The 23,179-nt window shown below is 61.7% G+C and carries 26 protein-coding genes; 7 read left to right on the top strand and 19 right to left on the bottom strand.

Features of this window, described 5'->3' with window-relative positions:
* The 9 genes from U1A24_RS10305 to U1A24_RS10265 form a co-directional block, all read right to left on the bottom strand.
* Positions 1-232: HdeA/HdeB family chaperone (locus tag U1A24_RS10305; protein WP_322321888.1), on the bottom strand; the 232-nt coding region annotated here is incomplete at its 3' end.
* A gap of 323 nt (positions 233-555) precedes the next feature.
* Positions 556-2,469 carry a 1-deoxy-D-xylulose-5-phosphate synthase gene (gene dxs, locus U1A24_RS10300; protein ID WP_322321887.1) on the bottom strand — a complete coding sequence of 638 codons (1,914 nt, stop codon included), beginning with the start codon at positions 2,467-2,469 and terminating at the stop codon, positions 556-558.
* 7 nt (positions 2,470-2,476) lie between these two features.
* Positions 2,477-3,346, bottom strand: coding sequence for a farnesyl diphosphate synthase (locus U1A24_RS10295; protein WP_322321886.1), 870 nt, complete (start codon positions 3,344-3,346; stop codon positions 2,477-2,479).
* Entirely contained in the window at positions 3,343-3,582 is a 240-nt protein-coding gene (locus U1A24_RS10290; RefSeq protein ID WP_322321885.1) for an exodeoxyribonuclease VII small subunit, read from the bottom strand. Before U1A24_RS10290 ends, U1A24_RS10295 begins: the two co-directional genes overlap by 4 nt.
* Positions 3,579-4,505 (bottom strand): histone deacetylase family protein, encoded by a 927-nt coding sequence (locus U1A24_RS10285; RefSeq protein WP_416173483.1) that lies wholly within the window; start codon positions 4,503-4,505, stop codon positions 3,579-3,581. The genes U1A24_RS10290 and U1A24_RS10285 overlap by 4 nt, the downstream gene beginning before the upstream one ends.
* 164 nt (positions 4,506-4,669) lie before the next feature.
* On the bottom strand, positions 4,670-4,966 hold the full coding sequence (locus U1A24_RS10280) for a PRC-barrel domain-containing protein (RefSeq protein ID WP_322321884.1): 297 nt from the start codon (positions 4,964-4,966) through the stop codon (positions 4,670-4,672).
* 302 nt (positions 4,967-5,268) lie between these two features.
* The gene (locus tag U1A24_RS10275) at positions 5,269-5,760 is read right to left on the bottom strand and encodes a hypothetical protein (protein ID WP_322321883.1); all 492 of its coding nucleotides are present in this window, start codon (positions 5,758-5,760) and stop codon (positions 5,269-5,271) included.
* Between the two features lie 68 nt (positions 5,761-5,828).
* Positions 5,829-6,530 (bottom strand): response regulator, encoded by a 702-nt coding sequence (locus tag U1A24_RS10270; RefSeq protein WP_322321882.1) that lies wholly within the window; start codon positions 6,528-6,530, stop codon positions 5,829-5,831.
* Positions 6,527-7,027 (bottom strand): MarR family winged helix-turn-helix transcriptional regulator, encoded by a 501-nt coding sequence (locus tag U1A24_RS10265; RefSeq protein WP_322321881.1) that lies wholly within the window; start codon positions 7,025-7,027, stop codon positions 6,527-6,529. The genes U1A24_RS10270 and U1A24_RS10265 overlap by 4 nt, the downstream gene beginning before the upstream one ends.
* Positions 7,028-7,165: 138 nt before the next feature.
* Here U1A24_RS10265 and U1A24_RS10260 point away from each other — a divergent pair, with 138 nt between their 5' ends.
* Positions 7,166-8,032, top strand: a complete 867-nt coding sequence (locus tag U1A24_RS10260) for a branched-chain amino acid aminotransferase (protein ID WP_322321880.1) — start codon at positions 7,166-7,168, stop codon at positions 8,030-8,032.
* Between the two features lie 383 nt (positions 8,033-8,415).
* On the opposite strand, the gene U1A24_RS10255 is transcribed toward U1A24_RS10260, so the two are convergent.
* Positions 8,416-9,093: a hypothetical protein gene (locus U1A24_RS10255; RefSeq protein WP_322321879.1), complete on the bottom strand. Its 678-nt coding sequence runs from the start codon at positions 9,091-9,093 to the stop codon at positions 8,416-8,418.
* A 329-nt stretch (positions 9,094-9,422) separates the two neighbouring features.
* Positions 9,423-9,608 (bottom strand): hypothetical protein, encoded by a 186-nt coding sequence (locus tag U1A24_RS10250; RefSeq protein WP_322321878.1) that lies wholly within the window; start codon positions 9,606-9,608, stop codon positions 9,423-9,425.
* Positions 9,609-9,970: 362 nt separating this feature from the next.
* On the opposite strand from U1A24_RS10250, the gene U1A24_RS10245 reads away from it, so the two are divergent.
* On the top strand, positions 9,971-10,675 hold the full coding sequence (locus U1A24_RS10245) for a peptidoglycan-binding domain-containing protein (protein WP_322321877.1): 705 nt from the start codon (positions 9,971-9,973) through the stop codon (positions 10,673-10,675).
* On the opposite strand, the gene U1A24_RS10240 is transcribed toward U1A24_RS10245, so the two are convergent.
* From U1A24_RS10240 to U1A24_RS10230, 3 genes are read right to left on the bottom strand one after another with little or no spacing between them, the layout of a single operon-like run.
* On the bottom strand, positions 10,672-11,106 hold the full coding sequence (locus U1A24_RS10240) for a DUF1294 domain-containing protein (protein WP_322321876.1): 435 nt from the start codon (positions 11,104-11,106) through the stop codon (positions 10,672-10,674). The two genes, U1A24_RS10245 and U1A24_RS10240, sit on opposite strands and share 4 nt — an antisense overlap.
* A 39-nt stretch (positions 11,107-11,145) precedes the next feature.
* The gene (locus U1A24_RS10235; protein ID WP_322321875.1) at positions 11,146-11,910 is read right to left on the bottom strand and encodes an SDR family oxidoreductase; all 765 of its coding nucleotides are present in this window, start codon (positions 11,908-11,910) and stop codon (positions 11,146-11,148) included.
* A 57-nt stretch (positions 11,911-11,967) separates the two neighbouring features.
* Entirely contained in the window at positions 11,968-12,396 is a 429-nt protein-coding gene (locus U1A24_RS10230) for an organic hydroperoxide resistance protein (RefSeq protein WP_322321874.1), read from the bottom strand.
* Between the two features lie 169 nt (positions 12,397-12,565).
* Here U1A24_RS10230 and U1A24_RS10225 point away from each other — a divergent pair, with 169 nt between their 5' ends.
* Positions 12,566-13,003 carry a MarR family winged helix-turn-helix transcriptional regulator gene (locus U1A24_RS10225; protein WP_322321873.1) on the top strand — a complete coding sequence of 146 codons (438 nt, stop codon included), beginning with the start codon at positions 12,566-12,568 and terminating at the stop codon, positions 13,001-13,003.
* Positions 13,004-13,061: 58 nt separating this feature from the next.
* Here the strand turns inward: U1A24_RS10225 and U1A24_RS10220 are convergent, their stop codons facing one another.
* The 4 genes from U1A24_RS10220 to hutI all read right to left on the bottom strand — a co-directional run bounded on the left by U1A24_RS10220 (position 13,062) and on the right by hutI (position 17,972).
* Entirely contained in the window at positions 13,062-13,343 is a 282-nt protein-coding gene (locus U1A24_RS10220) for a hypothetical protein (protein ID WP_322321872.1), read from the bottom strand.
* A gap of 210 nt (positions 13,344-13,553) precedes the next feature.
* Positions 13,554-15,251: a urocanate hydratase gene (gene hutU / locus U1A24_RS10215; protein WP_322321871.1), complete on the bottom strand. Its 1,698-nt coding sequence runs from the start codon at positions 15,249-15,251 to the stop codon at positions 13,554-13,556.
* A 13-nt stretch (positions 15,252-15,264) separates the two neighbouring features.
* Positions 15,265-16,797, bottom strand: a complete 1,533-nt coding sequence (hutH, locus tag U1A24_RS10210; protein WP_322321870.1) for a histidine ammonia-lyase — start codon at positions 16,795-16,797, stop codon at positions 15,265-15,267.
* The gene (gene hutI, locus U1A24_RS10205) at positions 16,794-17,972 is read right to left on the bottom strand and encodes an imidazolonepropionase (protein ID WP_322321892.1); all 1,179 of its coding nucleotides are present in this window, start codon (positions 17,970-17,972) and stop codon (positions 16,794-16,796) included. Before hutI ends, hutH begins: the two co-directional genes overlap by 4 nt.
* Positions 17,973-18,098: 126 nt before the next feature.
* Here hutI and U1A24_RS10200 point away from each other — a divergent pair, with 126 nt between their 5' ends.
* On the top strand, positions 18,099-19,457 hold the full coding sequence (locus U1A24_RS10200; protein WP_322321869.1) for a formimidoylglutamate deiminase: 1,359 nt from the start codon (positions 18,099-18,101) through the stop codon (positions 19,455-19,457).
* A 19-nt stretch (positions 19,458-19,476) separates the two neighbouring features.
* Positions 19,477-20,172 carry a GntR family transcriptional regulator gene (locus tag U1A24_RS10195; RefSeq protein WP_322321868.1) on the top strand — a complete coding sequence of 232 codons (696 nt, stop codon included), beginning with the start codon at positions 19,477-19,479 and terminating at the stop codon, positions 20,170-20,172.
* A gap of 5 nt (positions 20,173-20,177) precedes the next feature.
* Here the strand turns inward: U1A24_RS10195 and U1A24_RS10190 are convergent, their stop codons facing one another.
* Positions 20,178-20,891 (bottom strand): GntR family transcriptional regulator, encoded by a 714-nt coding sequence (locus U1A24_RS10190; RefSeq protein ID WP_322321867.1) that lies wholly within the window; start codon positions 20,889-20,891, stop codon positions 20,178-20,180.
* A gap of 159 nt (positions 20,892-21,050) precedes the next feature.
* On the opposite strand from U1A24_RS10190, the gene U1A24_RS10185 reads away from it, so the two are divergent.
* Positions 21,051-21,935 carry a dihydrodipicolinate synthase family protein gene (locus tag U1A24_RS10185; RefSeq protein WP_322321866.1) on the top strand — a complete coding sequence of 295 codons (885 nt, stop codon included), beginning with the start codon at positions 21,051-21,053 and terminating at the stop codon, positions 21,933-21,935.
* A 3-nt stretch (positions 21,936-21,938) separates the two neighbouring features.
* Complete coding sequence (locus tag U1A24_RS10180; RefSeq protein WP_322321865.1) at positions 21,939-23,171, top strand: FAD-dependent oxidoreductase; 1,233 nt, start codon at positions 21,939-21,941, stop codon at positions 23,169-23,171.
* Positions 23,172-23,179 lie beyond the last annotated feature (8 nt).

Raw genomic sequence — 23,179 nt, 5'->3', positions numbered from 1 at the left:
AGGCTTTGCAGGCCTCGGCCGCGACCGTGGTCATTTCTTCGTCCGTCAGGGCCGAATATCTCGCATCGTCCTTCAGCGACTCTTTCACGGCGATGCCAACGGTTGTCATGTTCTGCGCATCCAGCAGCGAGAAATCGTTGCAAGTGACGGTCGACGGATCGACCTTAACGTCCTCGGCGAAAGCCGGAGCGGCAAGCAGAGCAACGGCTGCAAAAGCAATGGAAAGTTTCATGGTGTGGTCCTCCTCTAGCGCCCGGCATTGATGCGGGCTTGTTAGAGGTAGGCGCTATGGATGGGCAAAGGAGTCCAACAGGCTGGGTTCACGCAGCCGTGTAGGGGGTGCAGGCGAAGTTGCGCTGGCGGAATCCAGCCTCTGCGCAGAAACGCGCCCACCCCATTCAAAGGCAATGAATCCACGGCTTTTCCGCGTTTCGGATCGCAACTTAACGGGAACAGGCGCGTTAACACTTCCGGTTTGGAAAACGTTTTCTCGTTTGCCAATGGGAAGGTTGCTTTCGCCGCAATAGCTGCGCAGCGATTTCAGCGGATCACCCGCTACGCGCGCTTGCCCACCACAGCCACGCCCAAGACTTCCAGCACTTTCGCCTCGATATGGGCGGCATCCATGCCGGCGCTGCGATACATCGCTTCGGGGGAGGCGTGGTCGATGAAAGTGTCGGGCAGCACCATCGAGCGGAATTTCAGGCCGTGATCGAAGATCGCCTCATCGGCCAGCAGTTGGGCGACATGGCTGCCGAAGCCGCCGATGGCACCTTCTTCGATGGTGATCAGGGCTTCGTGAGTGCGGGCCAGATTGAGGATCAGATCGCGGTCCAAAGGTTTGGCGAAGCGGGCGTCGGCTATGGTGGGGGTCAGGCCCTTGGCTGCAAGGCTTTCGGCGGCTTTTTGCACTTCGCTTAGGCGGGTACCGAAGGACAAAAGGGCGACGCGGCTGCCTTGCTGGATCAAGCGGCCTTTGCCGATTTCAAGGGGGATGCCTTTGGCGGGCATTTCCACCCCGGTGCCTTCGCCGCGCGGGTAGCGGAAGGCGATGGGGCCGGAATTATGGGCGGCAGCGGTGGCAACCATGTGGACGAGTTCGGCCTCATCTGCGGCGGCCATCACCACGAAACCGGGGAGGTTGGCGAGGAAAGCGATGTCAAAACTGCCTGCATGGGTGGCACCGTCTGCGCCGACAAGGCCCGCGCGGTCGATGGCGAAGCGGACGGGCAGGCGTTGGATGGCGACGTCATGCACCACCTGATCGTAGCCGCGTTGCAGGAAGGTGGAATAGATCGTGCAGAACGGCTTCATCCCACCCGCAGCGAGGCCTGCCGAGAAGGTGACGGCGTGTTGTTCGGCAATGCCGACGTCAAACGTGCGTTTGGGGAAACGGGCGGCGAACAGATCAAGCCCAGTGCCATCGGGCATCGCGGCGGTGATGGCGACGATTTTGTCATCGGATTCGGCTTCGCGGATCAGAGCCTGAGCGAAGGTTTTGGTGTAGCTGGGGGCGTTGGAGGCGGCTTTTTGCTGCACGCCGGTCAGCACGTCGAATTTGCCGGTGGCGTGGCCTTTGTCGCGGGCAGCCTCGGCGGGGGCGTAGCCTTTGCCTTTTTTGGTCAAAACGTGGATCAGCATCGGGCCGGTGGCGCGGGCTTGGGCAGTTCTGAGCACGGGCAGCAGTTGGTCAAGGTCGTGACCGTCAATGGGGCCGACGTAGGAAAAGCCGAGTTCTTCGAACAAGGTGCCGCCCACGGCCATGCCTTTCAGCATTTCCTTGGCCCGGCGCGCACCTTCCTGAAACGGCTCGGGCAGCAGCGACACCATGCCTTTGGCGGCAGATTTCAGATCCTGAAACGGCTCGCCCGCATACATCCGGGAAAGGTAGGCTGACAGCGCGCCAACTGGCGGGGCGATGGACATTTCGTTGTCGTTCAGGATGACGAACAGGCGTTTTTTCAGATGGCCCGCGTTGTTCATCGCCTCAAACGCCATGCCTGCGGACATGGAGCCATCACCGATCACCGCAACAGCGTCGCCGGGATCGCCGCCGAGGTTTGCAGCCATCGCAAAGCCAAGCGCGGCGGAAATCGAGGTGGACGAATGCGCAGCACCAAACGGATCATAGGGGGATTCGCTGCGTTTGGTGAAACCCGACAGGCCATTTTCGGTGCGCAGGGTGCGGATGCGGTCGCGCCGCCCAGTGAGGATTTTATGCGGATAGCATTGGTGGCCGACATCCCAGATGATCTTGTCGCGCGGGGCGTGGAAGATGGCGTGCAGCGCAACGGTCAACTCGACCACGCCAAGGCCCGCGCCAAGGTGGCCGCCAGTGACCGAAACCGCCGAGATGGTTTCGGCGCGCAACTCGTCAGCGAGTTGTTTGAGCTCGCGGTCTGACAGCGATTTCATATCCGAGGGCAGCTTGACCCGATCAAGCAGCGGGGTGTTGGGTTTGTCAGCCATAGGTGCCTCAGCTTTCCCGCGTGATGGTGAAACGGGCGCAGTCGATCAGGTTTTGCGCGGATGCGCCGTAGGGAGCAAGGTGGTCACAGGCCTCTGATACCAAAGATTTGGCGCGGGCGCGTGCGGCATCAAGCCCCAGCAGGGAAACGAAGGTGGCTTTGCCAGCGGCTGCGTCTTTTTGCAGGCGTTTTCCGGCAATGGCGGCATCGCCTGTAACGTCGAGAATGTCATCGGCGATCTGGAAGGCAAGGCCAAGGGCGGTGGCATAGGCGCGCAGGGGGCGAGGGTTCTGTTCGGCCAGAATCGCGCCTGCCTCGGTCGCAAAGCGGATCAGCGCGCCGGTTTTGCCCGCTTGCAGCGCGGTGATTTCGTCAAGGGTCAGCGGGGTCGTGGCGGATTCTGCGGCGATGTCGAGCGCTTGGCCCAACACCATGCCCTGCGCGCCGGAGGCTTTGGCGAGGCCCGCGATCAGTTTCAGGCGGATCTCGGGCGTGCCAAGTGCCGGGTCTGTCAGCAGATCAAAGGCGAGGGTTTGCAGGGCATCGCCGGCAAGGATGGCGGTGGCATCATCCCATTTGACATGCACGGTGGGCTGGCCGCGACGCAGGCTGTCATTATCCATCGCGGGCAGGTCGTCATGCACCAGCGAATAGGCGTGCAGGCATTCCACAGCGGTGGCGGCCGCAATCGAGGTTGCGGGGGCAATGCCCAGCATGCGGGCGGATTCCAGTGTCAGAAACCCGCGCAGGCGTTTGCCCCCGGCGCAGGCATAGCGCATGGCGTGGATCACCGGTTGATCGGGAAGGTCAGCAAACGCTTGGTCGATGCGGGTCTGGATCAGCCCGGCATCGGCGGCGAGATATGCGGGAAAGCTCACATCCCCTCCACCGGGGTGGTGCCGACGGCGCGGCCTTCGGCGGCGCGGATCAGCTCGACTTTTTCCTCGGCGGATTTCAGTTTGGCGGCACAATGGGCCTTCAGGGCGGCCCCGCGTTCATACAGCGCAATGGATTGTTCCAGCGCGACTTCGCCACGCTCCAACTGGGTGACCACGGATTCGAGGGCGGCCATCGCCTCTTCAAATGACATATCTGCCACGGCTTTGTCGGTCATCGCCCGCGCTCCTGCAAAACACCCACATGTGCGGCAACCGAAGCGGTCAGCGCGGGCAGATCATAACCGCCCTCAAGGCAGGATACCACCCGGCCCGCGCAAAGGCTTTCCGCCAAATCACAAATCCGCCGGGTGAGCCAGGCGTAGTCTTCGGTCTGCCACTCAAGACCTGCAAGCGGGTCGTCTGCATGGGCGTCAAAGCCTGCCGAAATCAGGATCAGATCGGGCTTCCACGCGGCGATGCGGGGGAAGATCAGGCGTTCATAAGCTTCACGCATCGGGCCGGAGCCAGTGGCTTCGGACAGCGGGACGTTGAGGATTTGGCCATGCGCGCCCTTCTCGGACGGACTGCCCGTGCCGGGATACAGCGGCATCTGGTGGCTGGAGCAGAACAGCGCGCGGGGCTCGTGCCACAGCAGATCTTGCGTGCCGTTGCCGTGATGCACGTCGAAATCGACGATCGCGACGCGGGCAAGGTTGTGCTGATGCAGCGCGCGCAGGGCCGCGATGGCCACCGTTCCAAAGATGCAAAACCCCATCGCAGTCTCGGATTCCGCATGGTGACCGGGGGGACGTGCGGCGAGGAAGGCGTTGCGCGCCTCACCCGCAAGGACGGCATCAACGGCAGCACAGGCACCACCAACCGCATGCAAAGCCGCGGTGACAGAGCCGGGCGAAAGATAAGTGTCAGCGTCAAGCTGCGCCCAACCAGCGGCAGGCACGGCGGCGCGCACCCGGGCCAGATAGCGGGCAGGATGCGCGCGCAGAATATCGGCATCATCGGCCAGCGGCGCGTTGCGGTGGATCAGATCAAGACCCTTCAGCCCCGCCTGCACGGCAGCATAGCGGGCGACCTGCTCGGGATGGCCGGGGGGCATCAGGTGGTTTTCGGACTGTGGTGAGTGAAGGATCAGCGTTGTCACAAGATCGGCCTTTTGCACTTTGGCCGGAATGGTAATGCAGCTGGATCGAAACCGGAACCACGGATTGCGGCTGATTTCGACAACAAAACCCGGACTCACATGCGGCGAGCCCGGGTTTTCAATGGTAGAGACTACTGCGTCAGAAGCGGTCAGACCTGATGCGATCAGTGGTGATGCTCTGGCAGGTCTTTCAGCTGCTCTTTCGTCCAAGAGGTGACGCCGTGGATGTTGCCATCCTCGTCCCGCATCAAATTGATCTGGTCGACGCTGACCAACACGGGCTTTGAGCCTATGCCCAGAAATCCACCGACATCAAGCACCACGTCGGTCACGGCACCTGCGCCATGAACATGCGAAATGGTGCCGATTTTGGTATCATCCGCGCCATATACCGGCGCATCTTCCAAAACCGCCGTGTTGAATTCGGTGCGGTTCAGCGGGGTATGTTTGCTGTGGTCCATCTTGTCCTCCAAGGTTATGGGCGCAAAACTGTGAAAACGCCGCCCGCAAACGGGGCAGAAGCTCGACTGCCATTGCGTTGGCCAAGGTGGGAAATCGGGAAAACCACCCTGTTCTTCATGCCGTTGCGCCCGATTGACATGCAGGCGGCGCTTTCATGACAAAAACCCGCGACGTTCGCGACGGTTCCGCCTACGGGCTGCGATGGCTTGGCTGAGCGAAAATACGCCGAAAACAGGACGGTTTCTGGCTGGTTGGGCAGGCCAGTGTGGTCGAGCGGAATCACCGCCCGACCCTGCAGGGTTTAGCCTTGCACTTCCTGGCAGGCGATGGTTTCGGCAATCGCCTCATCCGTGCCGGACAGATCAATCGACATCACATCAGCGCCTTCGCTTTGCAGCGTCATGGTGTTTTTCGCGGCGAGGTCGGTCAGGAAATCAACACTGTCGAAGGTAACCATGACGCCCGGCAGATCATCAAGATGCAGACCCGTGGCACTGCCGTCATATTTTTCGTCATCCAGCATGAAGCTGATCGGGTATTCGGTGTCGTCGGTGATCTCACCCCAAGCGGTGTTGGCGGCGATCACATAGCCATTGCCTGCGGTGCGGTCAAAACCGATGCGGACATGGGAGCCGTCTTCAAAATCCGACGACAGCAGGCAACCGTTGCCCAAAGTCGGATCAACCTCTACCGCCCAACCGCCCGCCTCGGAATAGGGCACAAGGTCTTGCGCGAAGGCGGTGGTGGACAGCAGAGCAAAGCCGCAGGCGGCTGCGCATTTCAGCAGGGTCATGGTCTCTCCCAAAGATTGTTATTTGGCCAAACTGGCAGGAAATTATTAAGGAACCGTCGCCAGAAGCGTCAGTCGGTTTGCAACATGTAGCCTTCACCGCGCACCGTTTGCAGATAGCGCGGGGATTTCGGATCGTCCTCGATCTTGCGACGCAGACGGGTGATTTGCACATCAACCGCACGTTCCTGACCTGCGCTGTCTTCGCGCGGCATGTCGCCCACCAGTTTATCGCGCGACATCGGCGTGCCCGGTTGCGCCGAGAATATCCGCATCAAGGCGGCCTCTGTTGAGGTCAGCCGGATCAGATCCTGACCGCGCCACAGCTCGCCGCGATCCATATCATAGCGCACCGGACCCATGTGCAGCACTTTCGGCGCGGGGCTGGAGGCTTTGGCGGCAGGCACACGGCGCAGGATGGCGTTGATGCGCAGCAGCAGTTCTTTCGGCTCGAACGGCTTGATCAGATAATCGTCGGCGCCGGCTTCAAAGCCTTCGATGCGGTTGTTGGTCTCGCCCTTGGCGGTCAACAGCAGGATCGGCACGGTCAGGTTTTGGCGCAAGGCACGGGTGAGGCTGATGCCGTCTTCGCCGGGCATCATCACATCCAGCACCAGCATGTCAAAATCAAGCCCCGCCAGCAGGCGGCGGGCTTGGGCTGCGTCGCGCGCGGTCGATACGAGGAACCCGTTGCGGATCAGGAATTTCTGCAACAGGCCACGGATGCGCTCGTCGTCGTCCACGACCAGCAGGTGAGCGGGTAATTCGGTCATGTGCTGCCCTCTTTCAGGCCTTGATACTGTCGGCGTTGCTCGGCGTCCATCATTGCCTCAAGCACAGTGCGAAAGCCTTGCACGGCGCTGGGGCCTGCGGCGCGGTAGGCGGCGCGCATTCTGGCCCGTTGGGCATCCGACAAGGCGCGTTCAAGGCTGTGGCCCTTGTCGGTGAGGTAAAGGTGCCGCTCGCGTTTGTCCTGTTTGCCGATACGGGCCTCAACAAGACCATCTTCGAACAGGGTGCGCAGCACGCGGTTCAGCGATTGCTTGGTGACGCCGAGGATGGTCAGCAGATTGCCCACGGTGGTGCCCGGAGAGCGGTTGATGAAATGCACGGCGCGGTGATGGGCGCGGCCATAGTCCATGTCTTCAAGGATGCGGTCGGGGTCAGCCGTGAAGCCGCGATAGGCGAAGAACATCGCCTCGATGCCCTTGCGCAGGTTCTCATCGGTCAGGAACAGCAGGCTTTCGCCGCCGGTGCTTTGTTCGGCCATTGGGTATCCTCCGCCCCACAAGATACGTCAGCCTTGTTGACATTCCAAGACATAAGGTTTAGCGGATTCGTGATTTCGCGCAATATTATGTCCGTTTTGGACCTATACAGCGCAATATTCGCAAATATGGAGGCTGCGATGGCTGGGTATGACGATCGGGACGGATTCATCTGGATGGATGGCAAGCTGGTGGAATGGCGTTCGGCCAATGTGCATATCCTGACCCATGCGCTGCATTATGCGTCGTCGGTGTTTGAAGGTGAGCGCTGCTATAACGGCAAGATTTTCAAATCGGTGCAGCATTCGGAGCGGCTGCGGAAATCCGGCGCGCTGTTGGATATGGACCTGCCCTATTCGGTGGCCGAGATTGAGGCGGCGAAAGAGGCCACGCTGAAGGCCAATGGGTTGACCGATGCCTATGTGCGGGCCTTGGCTTGGCGTGGCGCCGGTGAGGATATGGGCGTGGCGTCGAAGAAAAACCCGATCCGCATGGCGGTGGCGGTGTGGTCTTGGGGCAATTACTACGGCGACGCCAAGACCAAGGGGGCGAAGCTGGACATCGCCAAGTGGAAGCGGCCCTCGCCTGAAACCATCCCGCATGAAGCCAAGGCGGCGGGGCTTTATATGATCTGCACGATGTCGAAACATGCCGCCGAGGCGAAGGGCTGTTCGGATGCGATGATGTTCGACTATCGCGGTTATGTGGCCGAGGCGACGGGGGCGAATATCTTCTTTGTGAAGGATGGTGAGGTTCACACGCCGCTGCCGGACGCGTTCCTGAACGGCATCACCCGGCAGACGGTGATCGGGATGCTGCGCGATCAGGGGATTGTGGTGCATGAGCGGCACATTCTGCCCGCCGAGTTGGAGGGGTTCCAGCAGTGCTGGCTGACCGGGACAGCGGCGGAGGTTACCCCGGTTGGGCAGATTGGCGAGTATAACTTTGAGGTCGGGGCGCTGACTTTGGGGATCTCGGATCAGTATGAAAAGCTGGTGCGGGCCTGAGGGTTTAGGCTTCCGGTTTTGGAGAGAATGAGGAAGGTCCCAACTCGGGACCTTTTTTATATGTTTGGAGTCATGGGGTTAGGGGTAAGGTTTTAAGAGTTTGTTAAGGATTAGGTGGAATTGGGGTTTCGACAGCCGCTGTTTGGGCCAAATTTATCAACCTAGATGAACGTCTGTTTTGAGCCGATTCTGTTGAAAAACTCGCGGCCTCGCTCGAAGGCTGCAGATCATTAGAAAACTATCCCGCAGAATGGCCTATCTGAAAACGTCGTATGCCTAGAGGTCCTTTGCGAGAGAAAAGTTCCAAGTTTTCGACACGGTTTTTGTTAGGCGGAGTTTTTCAACACAATCAGCCCAAAGCGAACAAACTTGCATATGCGAGTTCAGTCGATTCGAGCAACAAAATCCAAGATATGCTTGGAAGATTTTGCCGCGTTTGCTTGTAGTAGAAAATGCGGGCCCTCAATCACAATAGCCGTATTTAGAGGACGGTCAAAATCTGATGCCATTCTTGAAGGGATCAATCTATCACTTCTTGCAGTCAAATAAATGGTTGGAACCTCAATGCTGCCAAGCTGCTTAACGACATTGACCTCAAGAACTTCTCGTAGTCGTCCTGCAATTGTCGATGCCGGAACCGCCTTCATCACTTGCCTGAACCTCTTCGTAAATTCCGGTGTCGCCCACCTGCCCATTAGGAAAGGTTGAGCCAGTCGCATCAGTAGGCGCGACTTAAATGGAGCTATATCAATAAGGTAAGTAAGAAATTTTGGCACCTTTATCGGTGTCTTTGCAAAGGTCGCAACAAATACCACGCCTCGAAGTCCTATTGGTTTTTGGGAGGCGATCATGACAGCGAGCGGACCAGAAAAAGACTCTGCGACGATGATGTATTCGGAAGCAGGTAAAACCTCTTCCACTTTCGTTTTGAGGTCTTGGTAAGAAATCATGTCTGGCGCGTATTGAGCGGCGGTCACTTCATGCTCAGACGCGAGCATTTCTACGACTTCGGAAAGGAGTTTCCCCGTGCCATCTAGACCCGGCAAGATCAGTATCTTCATGCGTGAATACTAGCGTTCTGAAGTCTCAACCGCCAGTCTTATCGAATGTCCGTTCCGTCCCGCTTAGCCGCCATTCGGCATATCGTGCGTTTAGCCTAAACGGGATTTCAGATCTATCGGCTCTTGCCCGGAATCAAGGCGCTTTAGCGCCGCCGGGCCGCGCCCGACCTCCCGCCGGGAGGGCGCGTTTGCTATGGTTGCCAGCAGAAAATCTGCGGGAGGGGTTGAGGGATAAAGCGCCTAGAACGGGCGTGGGCGCGTCCTCCCGAGGTCGGGCGCGGCCCTGTGTTATGCGTCGTCGGGAAGCGGCTTTGGCGGCGGGGGCTTGTTCAGGCCTGCTCGCCGCGCTCGATGCGCAGGTAGTGTTGCAGGCGGGGGTTGTCGTCGCTGCGCGATTGCGGGCGTTGGTGCAGGGTGCGCGGGGCTGTGGACGACAGGCTGCGCTCGACGCGCAGGAAGTGCTGCAAACGGCCACCATCGGATGTGGGGCGGTGATCGGCGAGGTGTTTGGTCATCTTGGCCTCCTGTTGCGCTGGCTGTTGTTTTGAGTTTGGGGCTTTGAGTCGGGCGAGGGTAGCACGGATCGGCGGGGCACCCTAGCGGTTGAGCGCAGCGGGTGCGGGGATTGGCCGATGGCGGTTCTGGAAGGGTGCGCTTGGGGGTGAGGTCGGATGCCTCCGGCTAACCGGAAGGGAAGTCCATTCCGGTCTGAGTATTTTTGTCAGTCTGAAAGCTGGGGCGGTGGCGCGCGAGGCCGTTCGGGAGAGCTGAAAAATCTGCTTGGCGCGGGCAAAAGCTGTGCTAGCCTTTGCGCAGTTTGACGGCAGTTTTTTCCTAGCTTTCTTTGATCTTTGACCTTCGATTTTGGAGCAATCTGATGATTACTTTGCGCAGGGGCAGCCTTGACCCGCATGTCGTTTTCTTACAGCGGATGTTGAACAACGCTTTGGTGCATGACCGCACGATTGCGGTGCTGGAGGAGGATGGCGATTTTGGCCGTCTGACCGACGCGGCGCTGCGGCGGTTTCAAAGCACCTATACCGGGCCGGTCGGGCGGCTGGTGCCGGATGGCATTGCGGGGCCGCTCAGCTGGCGGGCGCTGGGGCTGGTGACCGAGTTGGTGCATCCGCTGCCAGTGATCGGGCAGAATACCGCGATGAGTTGCTGGGTGGTGTCGGGGGGATTGGCCTCGGGGCGGATGACCAGTGCGATACCGGGGCAAGCGCAGTTTGATCCGGTGACGCCGGATGGTGGCGGCGGTGGCTTGCCGCCGAATATGGCCAATCTGGAGTTGTATGCGATCTCTTTGGGGATGCGGCTGGTGCGCAATCCTCCGGCGGAGATTGAGGGGCTGGAGCCGTATTTGCAGCGCGGTCCGCTGATCATGTGCGGCAGATGGGTGACGGGCGGCGCGCATGCGGTGGTGATCAGCGGCTATTACTCCGGGCCGGTGGCGTTTACCCGGATGATCCGGGTGAACAACTCGCTTCCCGTCGGGCGCGGTGCGCTGGAGGTGACGGATTATCCGGGGATGCAGTTGGGCGGCAATTTCATCAACGCCTTTGCGCTGATCGTGCGTTAGGGGGCGTCGCTGCCGGGACCGAAGCGGCGCGGCAGGGCGGGGGCCTCGGTTGTTGTGCTGGAGCCGAGCAGGCCTTGCGCCGTGGTGGTGACGTGGGTGGAGACTTTGTCCCATGTCAGGTCGGATTGCAGGAGGATGGCGGTGGCGATCAGGCCGGGGATCACCAGCACCGACAGGTTCAACAGGATGCCGAACGGCTGTTTGCGGGTTTTGTGGCGCAGGCGGTGTTGGGCGAGCTTTGCCCCAATCCAGCCGCCCAAGGTGGCGAGGATCAACAGGCTGCGCTCGGGGATGCGGCGTTCGGCGCGGATGGCACGAGATTTGTCGACGGCGAAGGCGGTATAGGCAAGGGCATTGGCCAGCAGGAGATAGCCTGCAAGGCAGAGCGCCGCGAAGGCGGTGGTGCCGGGGGTGATGAGGTCTGTGATCATGGCTTCGGTGTAGCGCGGGATCGTGGCAGATTTTCGGCGCTAGACCGCCGAAAACCCGCCATCGACGAAGAGTTGCGTGCCGGTGACGAATTCGGCGTCGTCGGAGGCGAGGTAGAGGGCGGCGCGGGCGATGTCTTCGGGTTGGCCGAAGCGGCCTTGGGCGGCTTTGATTGTTGAGTCGGAGGCATCGACGCCCAGCGCGGTGAGTTCTGCGACTTCGCGCAGGCCGTGTGGGGTTTCGATAAAGCCGGGGCAGACGGCGTTGCAGCGGATGCCTTTGTCGCGGAACTCGACCGCGATGGCGCGGGCGAACATGTGGCAGGCGCCTTTGGTGGCGTCGTAGAGGACTTCCATTGGGGTGGCGTAGACGGCGGAAATGCTGGAGGTGCAGACGATGGAGCCTTTGCCTTGCGCCAGCATCATCGGCAGCACGGCGCGGGTCATCAGGTACATGGATTTGACATTGACGTCGAACAGCATGTCCCAATCGGCTTCCTCGGTCTCAAGGAAGGGTTTGATGACGATGGTGCCAGCGTGGTTGAACAGCACGTTGACCGGGCCAAGCTGGGCTTTGACGGTGGCAACGGCGGCGTCGACTTGATCTTTGCGCGACACATCGGCGGTGGCGAAACAGGCGCGGTGGCCTCGTTGCACGAGGTCAAAGGCGAGGGCTTGGCCTGCGTCGACATTGCGGTCGATGATGCCCACCGCAGCGCCTTCAGCGGCGAACAGGCGGGCGGCAGCGGCGCCGATGCCAGTGGCCCCGCCCGAGATGATAGCCACTTTGCCTTTTAGCCGATCCATATGTGCCCCCTGCCCTGTTGGCCGCAGCCTAGCAGGGCAAGGGGCGCTTTCAAGCGGTTAGACAAGCGTGGTGGTCACGTCGACATTGCCTTTGATCGCATTCGAGTAGGGGCAGATGAAATGGCCACGGTCGACGATTTTCTGCGCGACATCGCGGTCAAGGCCGGGCAGCGCGACGGCAAGGGTGACTTGAATGCCAAAGCCGCCTTCGGCGCGCGGGCCGATGCCGACGGTCGAGGTGACAGTGGCGTTATCCGGCACGATGCCGAGTTTCTCGCTGCTGGCTGCGAAACGCATCGCGCCAAGGTAGCAGGCGGCATAGCCCACGGCGAACAACTGCTCGGGGTTATTGCCTGCACCGTTGCCGCCCATTTCTTTCGGCACGGCCAAAGTGACCGCCAGCGCGCCGTCTGTGGTGGCGGATTTGCCATCACGGCCACCGCCGGTTGCGGTGGCTTCGGTGGAGTAGACTACTTTCGTCGGCATGATGTATCCTTTGCGATTAAATCGTGTACGATGTATTTAGCCTGAGTCGGCAGCTGCGTCAAGCCCTTCAGGCTAGCGCGCCTTTGATAATGCTTTTGTGTCGATCTGGTTCCCGCGCAGCTTGCGACTTAATCGCGCACGATATACTTTGAGGCAAAGGAGTCCTGCCATGGAAACCAAACCCGCCCTGCCGATCTCGGAGATGATCTGCTTCTCGCTGTATTCGGCGACCCATGCGATGCAGCACGCCTATAAGCCGCTGCTGGAGGCTTTGGGGCTAACTTATCCGCAATATCTGGCGCTGGTGGCGCTGTGGGACGAGGACGGTCAGACGGTTGGCCAGTTGGGACAGGCGTTGCAGTTGGAGAGCAACACGCTGACGCCGTTGCTGAAACGGCTGGAGGCGCAGGGGCTGGTGGCCCGTGCGCGCGATGCCAAGGATGAGCGGCAGGTGCGGGTGACGTTGACCGAGGCGGGGCGCGATATGCAAGCGAGGGCTGCGACGATACCGGGGTGTATTCTGGAGAAATCGGGCATGACGCTGGCGGCACTGACGGCGCTGCGCGATCAGGTCAGCGCGCTGCGGGACCAGCTGCGGGCGGAATAAGCTGGCGGGTTGGGTCAGCAGGGAACCGCCGCGCGGGTGCGGCGGTTCAGGCTTTTGCTTACGGTGCTGGCTGCGCGGGGGTGGCCGGAGCGGGCACTTCACCGCCTTGCGGGATGATTGCGCCCTCACCCGGGGCTGGGGTCACTGGCGCTGCCGAGGTTGGGGCCTCTTGCACCTGACCTTGCGGGTCTTGCGGCGCGGGTGGATCGGATTGCGAGGATTCTTCAAACAGCCAAAAGACGATCAGCCCGACGCCAAAAACTGCGGCCAGTGCCATGCCGATCAGCGGGCCACGGTGGCGGCGCGCCTGTTTCTCGATGTTTGTGTTTGGAGCGGACATCGGGTTTCCCTTCTGATGAACCTGTGCAGAAGGGCAACGCGGCAGAGGACGGATCGTTCCCAAACTTCGGGAATGGGGGTTTCACACCCCCACGCGGCTTTGTGCCAAAGCCGCTTCCCCCGTGGGATATTTGCGCGCAGAGGATGATAATTTTAGATTAATTTGAAGGACCGGAGGTTGGGGCATCCGGTCCTTCAGTGCATGTTTATTTTAGTTGCCCAAGATCGTTGGCAGGCGCAGGCCCTGCTCTTTGGCGCAGTCAATCGCGGTTTCATAGCCCGCGTCGGCGTGACGCCAGACGCCGGAAGCGGGGTCATTCCACAGCACGCGCTCCAGCCGTTTCGCGGCATCATCGGTGCCATCGGCGACGATGACCACGCCGGAATGCTGCGAGAAGCCCATGCCGACGCCGCCGCCGTGATGCAGGGACACCCATGTCGCCCCCGAGGCGGTGTTGACGAGGGCGTTCAGCAGCGGCCAATCCGACACCGCATCGGAACCGTCCATCATGCTTTCGGTTTCCCGGTTGGGCGAGGCGACGGAGCCTGAATCGAGGTGATCTCGGCCAATGACGATGGGGGCTTTGAGCTCGCCCGATTTCACCATCTCATTGAACATCAGGCCCGCACGGTGACGATCCCCCAGACCGATCCAGCAGATGCGGGCGGGAAGGCCTTGGAAGGCGATGCGGTCGGCGGCCATATCGAGCCAGCGGTGCAGGTGGGCGTTTTCCGGGAACAGTTTCTTCATCGCAGCGTCGGTTTTGCGGATATCTTCCGGGTCGCCGGACAGCGCCACCCAGCGGAATGGGCCGATGCCTTTGCAGAACAAGGGGCGGATATAGGCGGGGACAAAACCGGGGAAGGCGAAGGCGTTTTCCAAGCCTTCTTCGAGGGCGACTTGCCGGATGTTGTTGCCGTAATCCAAGGTTGGCACGCCTGCGTTCCAGAAATCGACCATCGCTGCAACATGGGTGCGCATCGAGGCGCGGGCGGCTTTTTGCACCGCCGCTGGGTCGGTTTCTTGTTTCGCGCGCCATTCCGCAACGGTCCAGCCTTGCGGCAGATAGCCGTGCAGCGGATCGTGCGCCGAGGTTTGGTCGGTGACGATATCGGGGCGGGCGGTGCCTGCCTTCATGCGGCGGACCAGTTCGGGGAAGATGTCGGCGGCATTGCCCAGAAGACCGACCGATTTGGCTTCACCCTTGGCGGTCCATTCCGCGATCATCGCGAGGGCTTCGTCGAGGGTATGCGCTTTGGCGTCGACGTAGCGGGTGCGCAGGCGGAAATCGATGCGGGTTTCGTCGCATTCGACGGCGAGGCAGCAGGCTCCGGCCATCACAGCGGCGAGGGGCTGTGCGCCGCCCATGCCGCCCAAGCCGCCGGTGAGGATCCATTTGCCTTTCAGAGAGCCGTTGTAGTGCTGACGACCGGCTTCGGCGAAGGTTTCATAGGTGCCTTGCACGATGCCTTGGGTGCCGATGTAGATCCACGAGCCCGCGGTCATCTGGCCGTACATCATCAGGCCCTTTTTATCGAGCGCGTTGAAATGGTCCCATGTCGCCCAATGCGGCACGAGGTTGGAGTTGGCGATCAGCACGCGCGGGGCGTCTTTGTGGGTGCGGACCACGGCGACGGGGCGGCCGGATTGCACCACCAAGGTCTCATCATCTTCCAGCGTTTTCAGGGTGGCGACGATGCGGTCAAAATCGCCCCAGGTGCGGGTGGCGCGGCCGATACCACCATAGACCACCAGCTCATGCGGGTTCTCGGCGACGTCGGGATGCAGGTTGTTCATCAGCATCCGCATCGCGGCTTCGGTTTGCCATGATTTCGCGGTGATCTCGGTGCCGGTGGCCGGGTAGATGTCGCGCAGGTTGTGGCGGGAGTTGTCGAGCGGTTTGTTCATTTGCGGCCTCGGGTTACAAGGTGGGAAGGGTGAGGGTGGAGGCTTTGGCAAGTGCTCCGGTGGCGATCAGGTCGGCGGCGGCGGCAAGGTCGGGGGCCATGTAGCGATCATCGCCCATGGTGGCGACGTCTTTGCGCAGGCGGGCGACGACGGCTTGCAGCGGGGTGGAAGTTTGCAGGGGGGCGCGGAAATCGACGCCTTGCGCGGCGCAGATGGCTTCCACGCCGAGGATGACGTTGAGGTTTTGCACCATCTTGCCAAGCCGGACGGCACCGTGGGCGGCCATGCTGACGTGGTCTTCCTGGTTGGCGGAAGTGGGGGTGCTGTCGGTCACGCAGGGCATGGCGATGTGTTTGTTTTCACTCATCAAGGCGGCGGTGGTGACTTCGGCGATCATCAGGCCGGAGTTCAGGCCGGGGCGCGGGGTCAGGAACGGCGGCAGGTTGAATGACAAGACCGGATCGACCATCAGGGCGACGCGGCGTTGGGCGATGGCACCGATTTCGGCGAGGGCCAGCGCGATCATATCGGCGGCAAAGCCCACGGGTTCGGCGTGGAAGTTGCCGCCCGAGACGATGAGGCCTGCCTCGGTCAGCACCAGCGGGTTGTCGGTGGCGGCGTTGGCTTCGATCTCCAAGGTGGTGGCGGCTTGGCGCAGCACGTCCATCGCGGCACCCGTCACCTGCGGTTGGCAGCGGATGCAATAGGGGTCTTGCACGCGGGCGTCGTCGGTCATGTGGCTTTCGCGGATTTCCGAACCGGCCAGTAGGGCGCGCATGAAGGCGGCGGCTTCGATCTGGCCTGCGTGACCGCGCAGGGTGTGGATTTCAGGTTGCAGGGGTGCTGTAGAACCCATGATGGCGTCGGTGGACAGCGCCGAAGTGACCAGTGCGGATTGCGCGGCGTTCCAGCCGTCGAACAGGCCCGCGAGGGCGAAGGCGGTGGAGAATTGCGTGCCGTTGATGAAGGCGAGGCCTTCTTTCGGGCCGAGTTGGATGGGGCTTAGGCCAGCGGCGGCGAGGGCTTTTGCCCCCGGCAGGATCTGGCCTTGGTATTCGGCCTCGCCTTCGCCGATGATCACAGCGGTCATATGGGCCAATGGGGCGAGGTCGCCGGATGCGCCGACGGAGCCTTGGGCGGGGATTTGCGGGGTGACGCCTGCGGCCAGCATGGATTCGAGGAGTTCGACGAATTCCCAGCGGATGCCGGAGGCTCCGCGCCCGAAGGACAGCAGTTTCAAGACCATCAACAGGCGGGCGTGGCGGCGGGGGATGGCTTCGCCGACGCCGCAGCAATGCGACAGGATCAGGTTGCGTTGCAGGGTGGCGGTATCTTCGGGGGCGATGCGCATACTGGCGAGTTTGCCGAAACCGGTGTTGACGCCGTAGACTGGCGCGTCGCCCGCGGCGGCGGCTTTGATGGCGGCGGCGGCGCGCTCGATGCCGGGTTTGGCGGCGCGGTCAAGGGTGACGGGCAATTCTTCGCGATAGATGCGGACCAGTTGTTCGAGGGTGGTTTGGCCGGGAGTGAGGGTCAGTGCGGTCAAAGCGCGCCTCCGATGATGCGTTGATGAAGGGGATTGAAGCCGATGCGATAGGCGAGTTCGGCGGGGTGTTGGGCGTTCCAGATGGCGAGGTCGGCGGTCTGACCGGGGGCTAGAGTGCCGTGGGTGGGTAGGTTCAGCGCGCGGGCGGCATGGGTTGTGGCTCCGGCGAAGGCTTCGGCGGGGGTCATGCGGAACAGGGTGCAGGCCATGTTCATCGCGAGGAGCAGGGAGGACATGGGGGAGGAGCCGGGGTTCATGTCGGTGGCGACGGCCATCGGGACGTTGTGTTTTCTGAGCAGCGCGATGGGCGGGGCTTGGGTTTCACGCAGGGTGTAGAATGCGCCGGGCAGGATCACGGCGACGGTGCCAGATTTTGCCATGGCGATGACTCCGGCTTCGTCGAGATATTCCAGATGGTCGGCGGAGAGGGCATTGAAGCGGGCGGCGAGAGCTGCGCCGCCGAGGTTGGAGAGTTGCTCGGCGTGGAGTTTTACCGGGATGTTCAGGGTTTTTGCGACGGTGAACAGGCGCTCGATCTGGGCGGGAGAGAAGGCGATGCCTTCGCAGAAACCATCCACCGCATCAACCAAGCCTTCGCCATGCGCGGCGTGCAGGGCGGGGATGGCGACTTCGTCGATATAGGCGTCGGCGCAGTCTTTGTACTCCGGCGGGATGGCGTGGGCGGCGAGGTAGCTGGTTTTGACGGTGATGTTGCGCAGGGTGGCGATTTCACGCGCGGCGCGCAGCATCCGCAGTTCGGTGTCTTGGTTCAGGCCGTAACCGGATTTGATCTCAATCACCGCGACGCCCTCGGCGATCATGGCGTCTACGAATGGCAGGGCTTGGGCGACCAGATCGGCTTGCGAGGCGATGCGGGTGGCTTTGACGGTGGAGATGATGCCGCCGCCGGCGCGGGCGACTTCTTCGTAGCTGGCCCCTTGCAGGCGCATCTCGAACTCGGTGGCGCGGTTGCCGCCGTGGACGACGTGGGTGTGGCAGTCGATCAGGGCGGGGGTGATCAGGCGACCCCCCATGTCTTTTTGCGGCAGGGCGGCGTGTTCGGCGGGGAGGTCGGTGCGCTTGCCGATCCATGCGATTCGACCCCCGGCCAGCACCACAGCGGCGTCCTGGATCAGGCCGTAGGGGTCTGATTTTTCCTGCCCAGATGCCAACATCGTGGCGGCTTGCAGGCCAATCAGGGTGATCGGAGAAGGATGCACGGGATGCCTCGTCAAAAGCTATTGCCTCCACGCTGTTTATGCGAGTATGTTTATTATGTCTACACATAAGGAGTCGCCGCCGTGATTTTTGCCACCCGCGCTTTGCTGCCCCAAGGTTGGGCAGAGAATGTCAGGATCACCGTGGCGGAGGGGCATATCAGCGCCATCACCGTTGGGGCTAAGGCGCAGATGGGCGATGTGGTTGTGTCGGCGCTGCTGCCCGCGCTGGCGAACCTGCACAGCCATGCGTTTCAGCGCGCGATGGCGGGGATGACGGAGCATCGGATTGCGGGGCGGGATAGTTTCTGGACGTGGCGCGATCTGATGTATCGGTTTCTGGACCGTCTGACGCCCGAGCAGATGCAGGCGATTGCGGCGCTGGTGTTCATGGAGATGCAGGAGGCGGGCTACGCCTCGGTCGGTGAGTTCCACTATGTACATCACCAGCCGGGGGGGGCGGTTTATGCGGATATTGCCGAGTTGTCGGGGCGGATTTTTGCGGCGGCAGAGCTGACCGGGATTGGGCTGACGCATTTGCCCGTGCTTTATACTTATGGCGGGGCGGGCGAGCAGCCGCTGGCGGCGGGGCAGTTGCGGTTTGGCAATGATGTGGACCGCTTTGCGCGGCTGGTAGAGGCGGCGCGGGGCGCGGCGCGGGCTTTGCCAAGCGATACGCGGGTGGGGATTGCACCGCATTCTTTAAGGGCTACGAATCCGGGAGATTTGCTGCGGGCTTTGCCGATTGCCGCCGGAAATCCGGTGCATATTCATGTGGCGGAACAGCCGAAAGAAGTCGCGGACATCTCGGCTTGGCTGGGGGCGCGTCCGGTGGAATGGCTGTTGGCGAACACGCCAATTGGTGCGGATTGGTGCGCCATTCATGCGACGCATATGACGGCGGATGAGACGTTGCGGCTGGCAAAAAGTGGCGCAGTGGCGGGGCTTTGCCCGATCACCGAGGCGAATTTGGGCGATGGGCCGTTCAATGGGCCGGGGTGGTTGGCGGCTGGCGGGGCGTTTGGGATTGGCTCGGACAGCAATGTGCGGATTTCACTGACCGAGGAATTGCGGACCTTGGAGTATAGCCAACGACTGCGCGACATTGCGCGTAATGTGATGGTTGTGGGCGAAGGCTCGGTCGGGGCGGCGATTTATCTGGGGGCGGCCAAGGGGGGGGCGCAGGCTTTGGGGCGGAAATCCGGGGCGATTGCGGTGGGGATGCTGGCGGATCTGACGGCGATTGATCTGGCGCATCCGACGCTCTGTGCGTTGCGCAACGATCAGATTCTGGATGGGCTGGCGTTTGCGGCGCATGACGGCGTGGTGACGGATCTGTGGTCAGCGGGGCGGCATCAGGTGCGCGGTGGGCGGCATGTGCAGCGCGACCAGATCATCGCGGGCTGGCGGGTGGCTGTGCAGGGGCTGGTGGACGCGTTATAGCGCGGTCGAGGAGAACCCGATGACAGAGACCACAACCTTCCGCGAGGTGATGGCCGAGATTGTGCAGCGCATCACCGAAGGGCCTTGGGGGCCGGGCACTTTGCTGCCCGGTGAGGTGGAACTGGCGGAAGAATTCGGCTGCTCGCGCACCACGATGAACCGGGCTTTGCGCGAGGTGTCAGAGCTGGGGTTTCTCGACCGCAAGCGCAAGGCGGGGACTCGGGTGCGGATGGCGCCGATCCGGCAAGCCCGGTTTGAAATGCCGGTGGTGCGGGCCGAGATTGAGAAAACCGGGGCGGTCTATCGCTATGCTTTGGTCAGCCGCGAGGTTGTGGCGGCCCCGGATTGGCTGCGGGCGCGGATGGGGCTGAAGGCGCGGGCCCGCGTGGTGCATCTGCTGTGTTTGCATTTCTCCGATGGGGTGGCGTTTCAGCTGGAGGATCGCTGGATCAATGCCAGCGCGCTGCCACAGGCGTTGGAGCAGGATTTCTCGGAAGCTGGGCCGAACGAATGGCTGGTGGCCACGGTGCCGTTTTCCGAAGTGGAGATCAGCTTTCTGGCGGCGGCGGCGGATGCTGTGATGGTGCAACATCTCGATCACGCCTTGGGCGATCCGGTGTTTTGTGTCGAGCGCGCGACGTGGTGGCAGAACGCCGCTGTGACGCTGGTGACGCTGGCGCATCGGCGCGACTATCGGATGACGACGCGGTATTGAGCCGATCAGATTGGTTGCGGCGTGCCAAGTGGCATCGGAGCCGAATAGTTTTCCTGCATATAGGTGATGAAATTATCGCGGTATTGCCGGGTATGCGCCGCCGCCAAGGCATCGGCGCGGGCAACGTCACGCGCGCGGATAGCTTCCAGCATTTCGACATGCTCATCGGTCAACAGATAACCGTCATGGGTTCGTTCAATATATTGAAAATGCAGATGAAGCATGCGGCGGCCCTGATCCAGCAGGCGTTCGTAGAAGGCGGTCAGATAGGGGTTCTTGCCTGCATCGGCCACGGCCATGTGGAACAGTTTGTTGGCCTCGGACATTGCCAGATGCTTGCCGGTTTTCACCGCTGCGACAAATTCCTTCTGGCGCTGGGTGATGGCTTTCAGATCGGCCTCGGTGCGCAATTCGGCGGCCAAACGGGTGTTCATCCGCTGCGCGATATCCAGCGCTTCGATGTATTTCGGAAAGCTGGTCACATCAATCGGCGCGACGATGGTCGATCGGTTGGCCAGCATCACCACCAAATCTTCACCCGCCAAGCGGATCAGCGCCTCGCGCACCGGCGAGCGTGACATAGTGAACCGCTCGGCCAATGAGGTTTCATCCAGCAACGCACCGGGCCGCAGCGCCAGCGAGAGGATTTCATCGCGGATCGTCTCGTAGGCGAATTTCGCGCCGGTGCCCTTGGCGCGTTTGATCTCGGTTTCGTCCATCGTGGGGCCTTTGGTGGCTGATTGCTTCAGCGATACCGTTTGAACGGCTTTGTGTCGACATGGAATATTTTCAATTTGACGTGTCGGCACGCTGTCGCCATGATTTGCGCTAACGCTGCGCCTGTCGTGCGGCCGCGATTCGTTTGCAAAGGATGTCTCATGTTGAAACTGTCTGGCGTCATGCCCGCCTTGGTCACGCCGTTTGATGCGGCGGGCCAGATCGACTTTGCCGCGTTCAAGACCCATTTGCAGGGGTTGCGCACGGCGGGGGTGACCGGCTGGGTGCCCTGCGGGTCGTCGGGCGAATATAACCTGATGAGCGATGCCGAACGCGAAAGCGTGCTGCGTTTCGTCAAGGAATTCGCCAAGCCGGAGGAGACGCTGATTGCAGGCACCAACGCGCCGCATACCGCCGGGGTGATCGCCAATACCAAGCGGGCCAAAGAGATCGGCTATGACACGGTGCTGCTCGCGACGCCGTTCTACACCAAGCCGACGCAGGCCGAGTTGATCAAGCATTTCAGCGCAGTACTGGATGCGGTCGATGTGAACATCGTGCTGTATAGCTACCCCGACAAGGATGGCGTGGAGCTGGGCTGGGAGGTGCTGGACGCTTTGGCCGACCATCCGCGGGTGATCGGGATCAAGGAAAGCTCGGGATCTTTGCAGCGGGCGATTGGCATTGCGACGCGCTATGCCGGGCGGATTCAGCTGGTGTCTGGGTCGGATGATATCGCGCTGGATTTCATGTTCTGGGGCGCAGATTCGTGGATTTGTGGGCCTGCGAACTGCATGGCGCAGGCGGTTTGCGATCTGGACCGGACCTATCGCGCGGGCGATTTGGTAAAGGCGAAGGCGCAGATGGCGACGCTGTACACCGCGATGAATATTCTGGAATCGGGCAAGTTTGTGCAGAAGCTGAAATATGGCTGCGAATTGCAGGGGGTTCCGGTGGGCGAATGCCGGATGCCTTTGGGGCCGCTGACCGACGCCGAAAAGGCAGATTTCGCGGCGGCGATGCAGCCGATTATCGACTGGAAATAGGCGATGGTCACGGTTGTTATCGGCGCGGGAATCATTGGCACCGCTATTGCGCATGATCTGCAAAAGCGCGGGCGTGCGGTGGTTCTGATCGACCGCGATGCGCCGGGCAAGGGTGCGTCTTTCGGCAATATGGCCTCGATTGCGGTGACGGAGTTCATGCCTGCCTCGCGGCCTTCGGTGTGGCGGCAAATACCGGGTTGGATGCTGGACCCGGAAGGGCCGGTGCGTGTGCGCCCCGGTTATATGCCGCGTTTGGTGCCGTGGTTCTTGCGGTTTATCGCGGCGTCGCGGCCCTCGAAACTTCGGGCGCTGGAGGCGCAGGGGGCGGCTTTGTGTGGGCGGGCGTTGGGCGATACACTGGCGCTGTTGCGTGAGACCGGGCTTGAGGATCAGATTTCGGAAGCGGGCTGTCTGTCGCTGTATACCGACGCGGCAGAGTTCCGGGCCGACCGTGAGCATATCGAGATTCTGCAGCGGTTTGGCTTTGCGCATGAGGTCTTGGATGGTGCTGCTGCGCGGGCGCTGGAGCCTGCACTGTCGGACAAGATCGGCATGGCGGTGCGGTTCCCCGACAACCGATCCATGAAAGACCCCTACAAGCTGGTGCTGGCCTTGGCAGACCGCTTCCGCGCTTTGGGCGGGCAGATCGTGCAATGCGCTGTGGTGGGGTTTGCGCGCAGCGACAAGATCACCGCTGTCAGGCTGACAGATGGCCGCGAGATTGCGGCGGATGCGGTGGTGATCTGCGCCGGGGCTTATTCGGCGGGGCTGTCGAAGCTGCTGGATGAACCGATCCCGCTGGAAACCGAGCGCGGCTATCACACGCAGATCATGGCCCCCGGCATTGAAATGCAGCATTCGATCATCTGGCCCGCGCGGGCGTTCATGGTGACGCCGACGGCGGGCGGCATCCGGGTGGGCGGCACGGTCGAGATGGCGGGGCTGGAGGCTGCGCCGGATTATCGGCGGGCGAAGGTGACGGTGCGGCGGGCGCAGGTGGCGTTGCCGGGGCTGCGCTGCGCGGAGTTCACCGAATGGATGGGGCACCGCCCTGCCCTGCCCGATACCGTGCCGATCCTGTCAGCCTCGGCCAAGACCAAAGGCGTGTTTTACGCCACCGGGCACGGCCATTTGGGGCTGACTTATGCCGCGACCACCGCCAAGCTGATGGGCGATCTGATTACGGGGGCCACGCCCGCACTAGAGCTGCACCCTTACCGCGTTAACCGTTTCTGAAAGGCTTC

This window comes from Cypionkella sp., assembly GCF_034376685.1.
Classification (GTDB): Bacteria; Pseudomonadota; Alphaproteobacteria; order Rhodobacterales; family Rhodobacteraceae; genus Cypionkella.
Note: the sequence above shows the minus strand (reverse complement) of the source record. Positions and strands in the feature narration are given on the sequence as shown.

Bases quoted from the DNA above. Each gene is read 5' to 3' on its own strand.
- dxs (WP_322321887.1), bottom strand. From the start codon at position 2,469: ATGGCTGACAAACCCAACACCCCGCTGCTTGATCGGGTCAAGCTGCCC.
- U1A24_RS10290 (WP_322321885.1), bottom strand. From the start codon at position 3,582: ATGACCGACAAAGCCGTGGCAGATATGTCATTTGAAGAGGCGATGGCC.
- U1A24_RS10280 (WP_322321884.1), bottom strand. From the start codon at position 4,966: ATGGACCACAGCAAACATACCCCGCTGAACCGCACCGAATTCAACACG.
- U1A24_RS10275 (WP_322321883.1), bottom strand. From the start codon at position 5,760: ATGACCCTGCTGAAATGCGCAGCCGCCTGCGGCTTTGCTCTGCTGTCC.
- U1A24_RS10270 (WP_322321882.1), bottom strand. From the start codon at position 6,530: ATGACCGAATTACCCGCTCACCTGCTGGTCGTGGACGACGACGAGCGC.
- U1A24_RS10265 (WP_322321881.1), bottom strand. From the start codon at position 7,027: ATGGCCGAACAAAGCACCGGCGGCGAAAGCCTGCTGTTCCTGACCGAT.
- U1A24_RS10260 (WP_322321880.1), top strand. From the start codon at position 7,166: ATGGCTGGGTATGACGATCGGGACGGATTCATCTGGATGGATGGCAAG.
- U1A24_RS10255 (WP_322321879.1), bottom strand. From the start codon at position 9,093: ATGAAGATACTGATCTTGCCGGGTCTAGATGGCACGGGGAAACTCCTT.
- U1A24_RS10250 (WP_322321878.1), bottom strand. From the start codon at position 9,608: ATGACCAAACACCTCGCCGATCACCGCCCCACATCCGATGGTGGCCGT.
- U1A24_RS10245 (WP_322321877.1), top strand. From the start codon at position 9,971: ATGATTACTTTGCGCAGGGGCAGCCTTGACCCGCATGTCGTTTTCTTA.
- U1A24_RS10240 (WP_322321876.1), bottom strand. From the start codon at position 11,106: ATGATCACAGACCTCATCACCCCCGGCACCACCGCCTTCGCGGCGCTC.
- U1A24_RS10235 (WP_322321875.1), bottom strand. From the start codon at position 11,910: ATGGATCGGCTAAAAGGCAAAGTGGCTATCATCTCGGGCGGGGCCACT.
- U1A24_RS10230 (WP_322321874.1), bottom strand. From the start codon at position 12,396: ATGCCGACGAAAGTAGTCTACTCCACCGAAGCCACCGCAACCGGCGGT.
- U1A24_RS10225 (WP_322321873.1), top strand. From the start codon at position 12,566: ATGGAAACCAAACCCGCCCTGCCGATCTCGGAGATGATCTGCTTCTCG.
- U1A24_RS10220 (WP_322321872.1), bottom strand. From the start codon at position 13,343: ATGTCCGCTCCAAACACAAACATCGAGAAACAGGCGCGCCGCCACCGT.
- hutU (WP_322321871.1), bottom strand. From the start codon at position 15,251: ATGAACAAACCGCTCGACAACTCCCGCCACAACCTGCGCGACATCTAC.
- hutI (WP_322321892.1), bottom strand. From the start codon at position 17,972: ATGTTGGCATCTGGGCAGGAAAAATCAGACCCCTACGGCCTGATCCAG.
- U1A24_RS10195 (WP_322321868.1), top strand. From the start codon at position 19,477: ATGACAGAGACCACAACCTTCCGCGAGGTGATGGCCGAGATTGTGCAG.
- U1A24_RS10190 (WP_322321867.1), bottom strand. From the start codon at position 20,891: ATGGACGAAACCGAGATCAAACGCGCCAAGGGCACCGGCGCGAAATTC.
- U1A24_RS10185 (WP_322321866.1), top strand. From the start codon at position 21,051: ATGTTGAAACTGTCTGGCGTCATGCCCGCCTTGGTCACGCCGTTTGAT.
- U1A24_RS10180 (WP_322321865.1), top strand. From the start codon at position 21,939: ATGGTCACGGTTGTTATCGGCGCGGGAATCATTGGCACCGCTATTGCG.